The organism is Lacticaseibacillus styriensis, assembly GCF_030770295.1.
In the GTDB taxonomy this organism is placed as follows: Bacteria; Bacillota; Bacilli; order Lactobacillales; family Lactobacillaceae; genus Lacticaseibacillus; species Lacticaseibacillus casei.
The window spans coordinates 93,273-105,290 of record NZ_CP132483.1 but is presented as its reverse complement, the minus strand read 5'-3'; the positions used below and the strand labels follow the sequence as shown (position 1 = coordinate 105,290).

13 protein-coding genes are annotated in these 12,018 nt (G+C 45.6%); 9 read left to right on the top strand and 4 right to left on the bottom strand.

The features are described 5' to 3' along the window. Positions 1-253: 253 nt before the first annotated feature. The 7 genes from dapA to LACSTY_RS00425 all read left to right on the top strand — a co-directional run bounded on the left by dapA (position 254) and on the right by LACSTY_RS00425 (position 8,125). Positions 254-1,159 carry a 4-hydroxy-tetrahydrodipicolinate synthase gene (gene dapA, locus LACSTY_RS00455; protein ID WP_087911287.1) on the top strand — a complete coding sequence of 302 codons (906 nt, stop codon included), beginning with the start codon at positions 254-256 and terminating at the stop codon, positions 1,157-1,159. Further along, positions 1,156-1,923, top strand: a complete 768-nt coding sequence (gene dapB / locus LACSTY_RS00450; RefSeq protein ID WP_087911286.1) for a 4-hydroxy-tetrahydrodipicolinate reductase — start codon at positions 1,156-1,158, stop codon at positions 1,921-1,923. The genes dapA and dapB overlap by 4 nt, the downstream gene beginning before the upstream one ends. A gap of 148 nt (positions 1,924-2,071) precedes the next feature. Next, the gene (locus LACSTY_RS00445; protein ID WP_087911285.1) at positions 2,072-2,341 is read left to right on the top strand and encodes a hypothetical protein; all 270 of its coding nucleotides are present in this window, start codon (positions 2,072-2,074) and stop codon (positions 2,339-2,341) included. 242 nt (positions 2,342-2,583) lie between these two features. Then, positions 2,584-4,077: an MFS transporter gene (locus LACSTY_RS00440; RefSeq protein WP_087911284.1), complete on the top strand. Its 1,494-nt coding sequence runs from the start codon at positions 2,584-2,586 to the stop codon at positions 4,075-4,077. 291 nt (positions 4,078-4,368) lie between these two features. Further along, on the top strand, positions 4,369-6,669 hold the full coding sequence (locus LACSTY_RS00435) for a glycoside hydrolase domain-containing protein (RefSeq protein ID WP_087911283.1): 2,301 nt from the start codon (positions 4,369-4,371) through the stop codon (positions 6,667-6,669). A gap of 106 nt (positions 6,670-6,775) precedes the next feature. Then, positions 6,776-7,402 carry a hypothetical protein gene (locus LACSTY_RS00430; protein ID WP_087911282.1) on the top strand — a complete coding sequence of 209 codons (627 nt, stop codon included), beginning with the start codon at positions 6,776-6,778 and terminating at the stop codon, positions 7,400-7,402. A gap of 120 nt (positions 7,403-7,522) precedes the next feature. Then, positions 7,523-8,125 carry a hypothetical protein gene (locus LACSTY_RS00425; protein ID WP_151466775.1) on the top strand — a complete coding sequence of 201 codons (603 nt, stop codon included), beginning with the start codon at positions 7,523-7,525 and terminating at the stop codon, positions 8,123-8,125. 92 nt (positions 8,126-8,217) lie between these two features. Here LACSTY_RS00425 and LACSTY_RS00420 read toward each other — a convergent pair whose 3' ends face one another. After that, positions 8,218-8,694 (bottom strand): hypothetical protein, encoded by a 477-nt coding sequence (locus LACSTY_RS00420; RefSeq protein WP_087911280.1) that lies wholly within the window; start codon positions 8,692-8,694, stop codon positions 8,218-8,220. Between the two features lie 47 nt (positions 8,695-8,741). Next, positions 8,742-9,269, bottom strand: coding sequence for a hypothetical protein (locus LACSTY_RS00415; RefSeq protein ID WP_151466776.1), 528 nt, complete (start codon positions 9,267-9,269; stop codon positions 8,742-8,744). 285 nt (positions 9,270-9,554) lie between these two features. On the opposite strand from LACSTY_RS00415, the gene LACSTY_RS00410 reads away from it, so the two are divergent. Next, on the top strand, positions 9,555-10,277 hold the full coding sequence (locus tag LACSTY_RS00410; protein WP_087911278.1) for a hypothetical protein: 723 nt from the start codon (positions 9,555-9,557) through the stop codon (positions 10,275-10,277). A gap of 49 nt (positions 10,278-10,326) precedes the next feature. Here the strand turns inward: LACSTY_RS00410 and LACSTY_RS00405 are convergent, their stop codons facing one another. Beyond that, complete coding sequence (locus LACSTY_RS00405) at positions 10,327-10,908, bottom strand: TetR/AcrR family transcriptional regulator (protein ID WP_087911277.1); 582 nt, start codon at positions 10,906-10,908, stop codon at positions 10,327-10,329. A 192-nt stretch (positions 10,909-11,100) separates the two neighbouring features. Between LACSTY_RS00405 and LACSTY_RS00400 the strand changes: the two genes are divergently transcribed. Further along, entirely contained in the window at positions 11,101-11,412 is a 312-nt protein-coding gene (locus LACSTY_RS00400) for a DUF4260 family protein (RefSeq protein WP_087911276.1), read from the top strand. A 32-nt stretch (positions 11,413-11,444) separates the two neighbouring features. Here the strand turns inward: LACSTY_RS00400 and LACSTY_RS00395 are convergent, their stop codons facing one another. Further along, complete coding sequence (locus tag LACSTY_RS00395) at positions 11,445-11,993, bottom strand: GNAT family N-acetyltransferase (protein WP_087911275.1); 549 nt, start codon at positions 11,991-11,993, stop codon at positions 11,445-11,447. Positions 11,994-12,018: the final 25 nt, after the last annotated feature.

Below are 12,018 nucleotides of genomic sequence, written 5' to 3'. Positions count from 1 at the left end.
ATTGACTCATGCTTGATGCGCCGAGACGGCTTTCACCATACGCGCTCCGGAGCAATCATCATGCACTCACTGGCGCAAAAGCTTACCCGTAAAAAGCACCAGCTCGCGCTTAACCATAACGCGCTCGCCAGCGCAGAAGCCTGCATGTAAGGACCTTGGTCGCAATGGCAAAGGCCGCCATCACGCCCAAGGCCACTTACACTCCGGCTTCTACCCGCGTTGGCTCACGCTCATTTTAATTGGAGGTTTTTGAATGCAAAAAGCAGAATTGATCACCGCGATTGTGACACCGTTTAATGATCGCGATGAAATTGACTACGCAGTCATGCAACGGTTGGTTGATCATCTGATTGCAGAAGGCACCGATGGCTTTGTCGTCGGCGCTACTACGGGTGAAGGGCCGACGCTCAGCCATGACGAGAAAATTACCTTGTACACGCGGTTTGTCGACATGGTTCACGGCCGAGCACTGGTCATTGCCAATTCAGGGTCGAATAATACTCGGGAGACCGTTGATTTTACCCATGAAGTCGGCGGGATTGCCGGGATTGACGCAACGCTGGTGGTCGTGCCTTACTACAACAAGCCTGATCAAAACGGCATGATCGCTCACTACACGGCGGTCGCGGCCAACGCCCAAAAGCCGATCATCATTTACAACATCCCCGGTCGAACCGGCGTGAAGATGCTGCCGGAAACCGTGGCAACGTTAGCGCAAAACCCCATGATTCAAGGCATCAAGCAATGCGGCAGCCTCGCCGCCCTGAGCGACATCATTGATCGAACCAAACACGATGCTTTTAGTGTCTGGACCGGCGAAGATGCTCAGGCGCTGACGATTAAAACACTCGGCGGTATGGGCGTGATCTCGGTTGCTTCCCATCTTTACGCACACAGCATTCGGGAAATGTATGCGGCATTGGATCGCGGCGACATCACGACGGTGGCTGCGCTGCAACGGCAACTATTGCCGAAAATGGCTGCTTTATTCCATTTTCCATCGCCTGCCCCGACCAAAGCTGCACTCAACGCATTAGGCTTCAATGTCGGCAGCCCGCGTCTGCCAATACTGCCATTAACTGCCAAACAACAACAGGAACTCGCCCATCTCTTAGGCGTTCCGGACCTATCAGCCATTGAAGCGGAGGTGCTCGCATGATTCACGTTCTTGTCGCCGGTTTTCGCGGTGCCATGGGTCAAAAAACCGTCAAAATGATCCAGTCACATTCAGATTTCGCATTAAGTGCCGTTTTTGACCCTAAAATAACCATCAATAACCCGCAAAATTACGGATTACCGGCTGAGGTCAAAGTCCTCAACCGTTACGATCAACTCAACGCTAGCGTTGCCGATGTCTGGGTCGACTTCACCAATCCCGGCGCGGTCGCCGCTAACACCGAAGCCGCGATTAATGCCGGCATCCATCCGGTCATTGGCACAAGCGGGATGGCGCCGGCTGATCAAGCGCGCCTCATCAAGCTAGCCAAAGCGAAACACCTCGGCGGCCTGATCGCACCAAACTTTGGCCTCTCCGCCGTTTTATTGATGAAATTTGCCCAAGAAGCCGCCGCCTATTTTCCTGATGCCGAAATCATTGAAATGCACCACCAAGACAAAGCCGACGCCCCTTCAGGCACCGCCATCGCCACCGCGCACAAAATCGCCGCCGGACGTACCCAAAAGCCATTGTCCACCATCGACAACGACACCCGCGGCCAGCGCATCGATGACGTCCCTGTCCACGCCGTCCGCCTACCCGGCTACATCGCCCACGAAGAAGTTCTCTTCGGTGGCCCGGGTGAAGCCCTCACCATTCGCCAAGACTCCTTCGACCGCCAAAGCTTCATGCAAGGCGTTGCCGTCGCCATTAGCAAGGTGCAGGAAGCGGATCAGTTGGTGGTTGGGTTGGAAAACTTTTTATAGAAAAATAGAAAACGCGTTGATCGATTTTATGAAAAAGAATCGATCAACGCGTTTTTGACTGTAAGTAAAACTACTTTGTCTGTCCATTCTTTTTGCGTGCCTTTACCAAATCGAATCGATATACTCATACTTACAGGAGGACAGGCCAATGAGTACAAAACAGCATCAAAATCAAATACTCGGTTCATTCACTGTTAAACGCACCGGTAACGCGCTTAGTTTGCCGATACCCGCTGAGGCAGGCGTTACTGAAGGTCAGGAATATCTTTTATCCGTTACCGAAGACGGTACATTGAGATATGAGCCTCAGCGAATGAACCCATGGCACACAGAAACCATTCGAAAAATTGATTTTGCTGCCATGAAGAAAAACATTGGAATTGCTTCCGAAGAGTCATCACGAGGGAAAGAAATATAATCTAACAATTGGAATAACCTGCTTTCGGAACTTCCAACTGATTTTAAAGGCACACCTACGCTCCCAAGCAGCACACCATCACATTGGCTGTGCTGCTTTTAATTTGCCTCCATCCCATAATCGAGAACAAAAAGTTGACACCGTGTCACTTTAGCGTTAAGCTCATTTTCGAAAGTGACACAGTGTCACCATTGCTCAAAACGAGCCGTCAAGTTATCAACATTATGGGAGGTCACACACCAATGACCAAAAAGAACAGTATCTTTGCTCTAAGCATCTTCATCATTGGCGTTTTCATGTCAGCGCTAGACAACGGCATCATCTCCAGCACGCTGTCAACGATCAATTATTCTTTTCACGTCAATGAAGTTCAAGGAACATGGGCGATTACCCTGTATACCTTGGGCATGGCCATTGCAACGCCGATTATCGGTAAACTAGCTGACAAATTCGGCCGCCGCAAATTATTTTTGATTGAAATTCTGATTTTTGCCATCGGGTCATTGCTCGTTGCGTTAAGCCCGAGCTTTATCTTCTTCCTGGTCGCGCGGCTCGTGCAGTCCATTGGCGGTGGCGGAATTTTCATCATTGCGTCTAGCCATATTCTGGCAACTTACCCCAAACCGCAACAAGGCGCCTTACTCGGTGCGCTGGGTGCCGTCAATGGGATCGCCTCAGTGGTCGGACCCAATCTCGGCAGCCTGATCTTAAACATCACCGGTCAATGGCACTGGCTATTTCTCATCAACCTGCCGATCGCCGTCTTCATCCTGATCAGCGGGTTCATCGCCATTCCCGAAACCAAAGCCGCAGCCATCAATGGTCTAGATTTGAAGGGGCTCGTATTCTTGACATTAGGCATTTTCAGCACGATGCTGGCCATTACCAATTTGAACAGTGATCAGCTGCTAGCCAGCGTCCTAACGCCACAAGTCTGGGGCCTGTTCCTACTAAGTCTCGCCTTTTTCTTCGGCTTCACGCGGATTGAAAAAGGCATTCGCGGCAACGTCGATCCTTTCCTGCCATACAAACTCATCAAAAGCCCGGGATTCCTGCTGACGCTATTCATGGGCCTCTTATCCGGCGCCTTAATTGCCGTTTTTGTCTTCATCCCCAGCTTTGTTGAGCAGCGATACGGCATTTCAGCCAACAACAGTGGTGTCTGGATGAGTGGTATTGGTCTAGGTTCGATCGTCGGCGCTGGGGTCGGTGGGATGTTAGTCGGCAAACTCGGCGCGATCAAATCCATCATTGTATCCGGGACGCTTTCCACAATCGGCTTTGCAATGGTAGCCTTCCTCAGCCCCACAACGCTATGGTTCATCATCGCCTCAACAGTCGCCGGTATCGGCTTCGGCATGCTGATGGGCGCGCCATTCTCCGTCCTCATGTCTGAAATCGCCAGCCAAAAAGACAACGGCGTCGCACTCGGCACCCTTTCCGTCAGCCGCCAAATCGGCCTGACAATCGCCCCAACCATTTACGCTACACTCATTCAGACAGGCTTCAGCAAGCTAGCGGTAAAAGGCGGCACCGCTTCAATCGAAAGCTTCTACCGCGGCCTACAGGGACTTGCCGCCAGCACGCATAAAAATCAACTGCTGCAAAACTTCTATGCTATCGCCCAACAAGCCTACCAAAACATGTTTTTCCTATCAGTCGCCGCTTCCGCAATCATCTTGCTAGGCGGTCTCTATCTGCAGGCGCGGCATCGCAAGCTTGATGAGATTGCGTGAACAGCGAGCATTTTTGCCAAGCGAACAAGTAACCACTAACTGGTCGCTTGGCAGAAGATAAGAATCGTCTCACCAGCTATTTTGCTGATGCGGCGATTTTTTATTTCTAGAAATTTTTAAAAATATTTGCGTGTTACGAACACCTGTTCCCACAACGATTCCCGCCATTTCAGCGTCTGTTTGACTTTATTTTTAGAAAAAATCAGTTGTCAATTTAAAAAAATGAGTGCATACTGATTTTGTTGAACCGAACGTACGTTCCCTTTGGCAATTATACGAGGGGGTTTTAACATGGCAGATCAAGCAGTATTAGAAGTTCAAAATTGGCTCAACGCGACTTATGGCAATGTGTCAGGTTTTGAGAAAGTAAATCCAGATGGTCATACCGGGTGGCCAACGATTTACGCATTACGTGAAGCATTGCAACACGAACTTGGTATCACGGATATTGGCGAAGGATTTGGTCCGGCAACGCGGTCAGCGCTGGCTAGCGTTGTTGGCAATCTGAAACCAGGTTATACAGGTAACATTGCACAGCTAATCCAAGGTGCCTTTTGGTGCAAGGGTATCGATCCAGGAAGCAACTTGAATCAAGAGTTTTCAACTGCAACACAGCAAGCCTTCAAAACCTTACAAACCGATGCAGGACTTAATGCAGACGGTATTGTAACCGTTAATTTAATGGCAGCACTTTTCGACATGAGCGCCTTTGTTCTGGTCACTGGTGGCGATAAAAATGTTCGTCAATTGCAACAATGGCTCAATGCTGACTATAGCCAATACATTGGGATCATGCCTTGTGATGGTATTTACCAGCGCGATACCAATGTCGGTCTCATTTATGCGTTGCAACGCGCACTTGGCATCTCTGCTGATGTTGCAAACGGGAACTTCGGCGATGCTACCAATGCAGCTTTGAAAGCAGTGAGCCTTTCTGTCGGAGCTACCGGTTTACTCGTTAAAATTGTCAAATACGGCCTTTATCTGAACAGCATGTATGATGGCGATTTTGGTGAAAACTTTGGATCCGATGTAGCAACAAGCATTATCAAATTTCGGAAATTCATGAAGTATCCAAACGAAGACTCCGGTGTTGCAGACTACACAGTCATCAAGGGGCTCGTTACAAGTAACGGTGACACAGGCCGCGATTCAATCGCGCTCGATACAGCAACCCAACTGACGGCAACTGATGTGCAACATTTCCGCGACTATGGATTCAGCATCGTTGGCCGGTATCTCACAGGAACAGTCGGTGCCGATTTCAAACCAAAGAATCTTACGTCAACAGAAGTTAAAACAATTCTGGATGGTGGCTTAAAGTTCTTCCCGATCTACGAAGATGGCGGCTACGTTGAGAGTTACTTCACTGCCGCCCAAGGTCAAAAAGACGGACAAACGGCAATCAGTACAGCGCTCAGCTTAGGTTTACCTGCCGACACTGTCATCTACTTTGCGGTGGACGTTGATTTTCAGGAAGGCGACATTGATGGGACGGTTATTCCGTATATCAATGCTGTGCAGAACGTTTTGATTGGCTCTATATACAAAACCGGGATCTATGGGACTCGAAATGTTTGTCTTCATGCTGAAAAAGCCGGTATCAGTTACAGTTTTGTTGCTAATATGTCTTACGGTTGGAGTGGCAACTTAGGCTTTAAGATGCCCGATAACTGGGCGTTTGATCAGTTTGTCGAATATCCAATTTACGGCATCGACATTGATCAGGACGCAAGCTCTAACCGAGATATGGGTGTTGCAAAAGTCAACTCGCCAACTAAAGATCGCAATACCCCATTCTTTGACCAGCTAAAATCTGTAGAAGATTACGCCTTTGCCTATATTCAACAAACGGGTGTCAATACAACACCTGCAGAACTAATTGCGCAGTTTTATCGACAATTTAAATATGTTGGTGCAGACTGGATACCTGTTGCTGGTGGCACTAACACAGGCTGGTTGGCTAAAGTAAATGCTTCTTTAGGAGTTTCGGGGGCAAATCAGATTGAACCCCTCTATGACAGTGCAACTGGTATTCGGATCGGCACGGATCATTTGATGGCAGCCTTAAATTCACTATTGTTTTGGGGTGAACCTCAGTCTGCGTCAGGCATCCAAGATTTAGGTGGTTGGTGTGGAGATCTGTTGACGGCTATCAACGATGCGCACCGTCAAATTGCTAAGTATAATTCATTTTACGATTCCTTGACCGATGTCGTGGGAAAAGGACAATCATTCGGACCAGAAGACTTAATTGATGACATGGACGCCATTAACTTATATAGTTCTATTCGAACAGAAAATGATTTGCCAGACGGTGCCACACCATCCGCAATCATTACCGAGTACTATTCTGAGCATGGAAATGAACAAAGGGCTAACTCCTATCTGAATAATCGATTCGACGGTTCTTTAGACAGATTGTCATCGGACACAAATACTTTACTCACTGGAGGTACGGGTTCTTGGGGACAAGCATACAGTGTTGCATTAGCCGCTTTTAAAAAATTTAAGGCTCCATATGATTACTCCAGTTCAGAAGCAGTAGACGCCGCAAAAGTTTATAAAAATGTAATTGACAGTCATCTTTAATCTTTAGTTAAAAATCTTCAGCTCAAGAAGATAAGACTTTTTAAGTATGACAATATATCAGGTGATAATGATGTATTGTCATACTTTTAATGTTGGAGAAATAAGAATGAAGAGCAAGCTGTATTTCAAGAAAAGCACCATAGTGTTCTTAATCTTACTGAGCGTCCTACTGGTAAGCGCGAACTTTGCCATGATTCAAACAGAACTGTCATTTTTTTTGATCGCCATAACAATCTTGCTGTTGCTTCTCATTGCTTTTCTGGACGGTCGGAAATTGACATCAATCCGTTGGTTTCTCAAAACACTCCGAATCGGTGCTGCTCTCTGCCTGCTCATGGTTTCTTTAAGCGTTCATGAAACCGGATTTTCAACTGGCGGTGAGGTGTCGGCGCTACAAATGTCTTATTCTCACAGTACAGCCATCACGATTGGCCACAGAAAATTCATGCTAACAGAGGCGGATAATATGGCCGGCCATACAAAGACCTACTTTTTCAATTTATACGAGCGGCAACCATTCTTCTTTCATCGCGTTAATCCGACTTTTTGTTTTGTGCAGTCTACTAATAAAACGCCTGAAAGAAGTCCTTTATGGGTATTCAAGAATGTGGTCCTCAGGAACCATCACGTGGTATTCGGGCCAGATACTGAATATATCAATGACAGTCCAGACGTTAAAACTTTCTCATCGGAACAGATTAATTTTCAAAAAATTGTAGGAGAATGGCATTAAGTTAAATTTTCGTCCAAAGCATTCTTCGTTCTATTTATTGATAATACGCCAAGATAGCGTTGTATTCGTTTGAATGAGCCTCAATCATTCAGCACAAACTTAACAACTTGGAGAAGTAAAGTGAAGAGGAACATTTGCTTTAAAAAAAACACCATATTGTTGTTGATCTTGCTTATCATCCTTCTGGTCTCAGCAAATTTCGTCATGATCCAAACCGCACTGGCATTTTTTTGGATTGCGACAACAATCTTACTGTTGCTTCTCATTGCTTTTCTGGACGGTCGCAAATTACCATCAATCCGTTGGCTTCTCAAAACGCTCCGAATCGGCGCTGTCCTCTGCCTGTTCATGATTTCTTTAAGCGTTCATGAAACCGGATTTTCAACTGGCGGTGAGGTATCGGCACTACAAATGTCTTATTCGCATAGTACGGCCATCACGATTGGCCACGGAAAATTCATGCTGACAGAGGCAGATAATATGGCTGGTCATACAAAGACCTACTTTTTCAATTTATACGAGCGGCGACCATTCTTCTTTCATCGCGTTAATCCGACTTTCTGCTTTATAGAATCGACCAATAAAATTCCAAAGCAAAGTTACTTATGGATTTTCAAGAATATCGTGCTTAAACATCGATTGTCGGTCACTGAGCCAGATACTGAATACATCAATGGAAGTCCCGATCCCAAAGAGTTTGTCTCATCGCAAATTAAATTTTAAAAGTAAATTCTCTTTAGAAACAGCGATTTTAAGCTGGATCCGGACGGAAACCTGATATCCATGCTGCTTATTTGTACATTTAAACTTAATTTTTAAAATGAACTCATTTCAAAAATAAAAAAGATCAGGAAACTCCCGAAGTCTCGAATCACAACACCTGCCAGCCTCTTCACAAATGAAGCCTCTGGCAACTTATTCTTGTTCGTCTTGCCAACGCGTTGGAGAAAAAATGATGTTGCGGATGTATAAATAGCGAAGAACAGTAGAAAAATCGAGACTATTAAATAAGCATTCTTGGCGCTTGCCGGTAAGACCGTAATAGACCCCAGCGAAAAAGAAAGAATGAAGATATAGCTGATTGTCACACCAGCTAGAATACGGTTGAAAATTTTCCCGATTGCATTATCGATAAACTTTCGATCTATCGCTTCTCTGCGCATAATCTCAGAACGGCTCATGTTCAAACGCTTCTCTAAGTTTTTTCGAAACCTCTCTTTAATTATTCGGCTGTAAACGATCGTTGCCACCCAAAGAACCGCGGTTAAGATATATGGCATGTAAATATCCATCGTTTTCTTCTCCCCATGTACTCGGTTCAAATTACCGTGTACATTTTTTAATATAACCACACGGCCACTGCGTAGAACAATCCAAGGTTGATGAATCCTTCTAAAATCAATAAAGCAAGGTAAACATAGTACCGTCTTGCCCCGTGATTTTCTATGATATGTACACCTCGATCAACTGCGAGATACTTTTTAAGTTGTCGTTTTTTATAAAGCCGAAAAGCTTGCTCTTCTACAACAAACAGGATATTAGCAAACAAGCAGAAAACACCAATGCTCGGAAAAAGATAAACGCCAGTGCTCTCCTCTGCATAAAGAACTCCAGCCGAGAAACAAAAGGCCGCGAGGTAAACACCTGCGAATTGCGCGTTTATTAGTATTTCAGTGATGAAGTGTCGCTGATTTAGAACTGCCTCTTGTTTCAGAACTTTGGCTTGTAATTCCTGATCGAGATTTGAATTTTCAAAACTGATTTCTCTGTGTTGCCGCTCTTTTTTTAAAGCAGAATTTTTAAACCTGAGCGTCAATGTAAGTACCACCATTGCAAAAATGTGGGGAATCAAGTACGTCAGTTCCATTTCAGCCATCCTTTCAGCGTTAAAGCTGCTCCCTATACAAGCAAGTCGACTTCTTAACGATATCATGAACTGCAGTGTACTTCCTCAGAATTTCGATTAACCTCAATACACCAGTATAATGGCATCTCAATATTGATTTTAACTGTTTTCATTCCCACACAAAGGCACAAAAGCCTGTGCTTAGTTTTTTGTCCCTCACAAGTCTATGCCTATGCTATTGTATAGATAGCATTTGCCGCGAAGCCCCAATAGCATTGCCAAACTAATAAAAAGGAAAGATGAACGATGAAAAGACTCGGATGGTTTTCATTATTGACGCTCTCATTGATCTACACATTGATCCCTGCACAGACAGCATCTGCGCAAAGCACGACCGCCGCGAAAAAAGCACCAGTGGCTAAACAGATCAAAATTAGCAACGTCCATCAGTCCCTGAACCTAAAATTCCACTTACCGGCTCGCACTGATTACAGCTTAAAGGACCTCAACAATCAGACATTGGCCGAGAAAAAATCTGCCAGTGGGGTGGTTAGCCTCAAACGATTACAGTCGAGTTCAACAAAGCTTATTTTGAAAACATCGCGCAATCGCCACACATCCAAACAGGTGATCAACGTTCCCGAATCATATCCAATTGCTCACCCGGCCATTTATCGAAAACCGGTGATAGTCGGCAGCAAAGTTACCTATGTTGGCGCTAAACGTCTACGCCTATTCACCATCCAAACGAAGTACCTGCCAAATGTCCCTAAGAACCAAACCGGAATCGCCTTGACCATTCATAACGCCCACTATGCTGTTCCTTTGAGCTTTTCCGAAAAACATTTCTCGGCGTCCAATGATCAGCACCAAGTCGCGGTCAAAATGCTTTCCACCCCACCCGTTATCAAACCAAACGAAACGAAAACGATTCGCCTGCTGATTGATGTCCCGCAAGGAAAAGGCATTAATGGTACCCTCGCGCTTGATCAGGTCAATTTGACAGCGCCCATCAACTTTTACTTGTAATCTTTTTGAAAGAGCTGTACCTATCTAAAAAGATCGCTAACTTAGCGTATTAGTTTGAATGACCAATGCTCTGCGCCAACTGGCCAAAACCCGCCAGTGCCACCCTTTGCACTTGTTCCGGCGGTTCAGGCTGATCTTGTGCCAACCATAAGCGTAAGACATTGGTAAACCCGCCGAGTGCAAATGCCATGATATAATTCACCTCTCGATCAGTCCCTGCCGCATGCCACGGCGCCGGAAACTGGCGATACTTGTCAACGGCATCACGTTGCCAAACACCATTCAAATGATCGAACAGACCTTGCCGAATCAATAAGCGGACAAGGTCTTTTTGTTGCCACCAAAATGTGAAAAAGTGCTGCATGGTTGTTTCAAAACTAATCGGCGTTTGTCCGCGGGTGGCCTGTTTCAGACTTTCAAAATAATTGTCTGTCAATTGGCGGCATAAATAATCAATTAAATCATCCTTGGTTTTAAACGCCCGATAAAAGGTTTTGCGCGAAAGATCCGCAGTCTGAACAATTTCCGTGATTGAAATATCTGTCACCGCCTCACCACGTTGCATTAAAGTGACCAAGGCGTCCACCAACCACTGTTTCGATTGCAGCGCCATCCGTTGCTTCCCATTCATTTTCGCAATCCCCTAACTGATACAAATACCACCAATTTGTAGCACTTGTCGCCAAACGCTTGTTGCTTGTCGTTGTTCCCAGTATACTCAAAGTGCGTTTAAGTCACACATGTGTCACATACGAGTCATGCCTCGTTCTCTATCTCTGCTTGATCGTGGCGCTCACATGAATAATTTCAAGGAGTGACCTTCATGAAGTGGCTTCCAAGAACAGAATCAGCACTAGGATTTGCACTCATCATTTATTTTTACTTTGTCCAATTCAATTTCAGCTGGCTATTATTTATTGTCGGCTTCCTAATTCCCGACATCGGTGCTTTAGGCTTTCTCGCCAACGAAAAGACTGGCAATGTCTGCTACGATATTGGCCATACGTTAATTGGGCCGATTATTCTCGGCGGACTGGCGCTCATTGGTGCTTGGTATGGCTTACTGGCTGCAGCGTTGATCTGGTCCGCGCACATTTTGGGTGATCGAACACTCGGTTTTGGGTTGCGCTACTGAAATGAATTGACCTTTTTGAAAAGATCACATAGTCAAGCTTTCTTAACCAATTCCTTCTTCATTAAGATATCCCTCTGCAAGTCTCCGCCTAAGTTAAAGCGATGGTCACTAAAAGCTACGAAGCCTAATTTTTTATAAAATGCAATGGCTGCGGGATTATGCTCCCACACGCCGAGCCAAATGTATTCTTTTCCCAATGCTCTCGCCTGCTCAATAGCATCGTTAATGAGTGTTCGCCCGATTCCTAAGCGCTTAAATGCTGATTTAATGTAAATCCGCTCAACTTCGAGTCCGTTATTTTCTCGTAGTTCGGACTGAGCCTGCCCCACATTGATTTTTTGATAGCCTGCCAGTTCTTTTCCGTAATAAGCGAATATAAATGAGGTCTCTGGGTTATTAATTTCTGTTGTGAGACGTTCGCGACTATAGGCTTCATTCAAGTAGGCGTCTAAATTGCTCTTAGAATTCTGTTCTCCAAAGGTATCTGAAAAGGTGCTTCTACTAATTGCGATGAGAGTCTTAAGATCACGAAGCGTCGCCTGGGTTAAAACGATGTCTTCATTTTGTTTCTTTAAATTCATTTTTGCCTCCTAGTTGTGATCATGA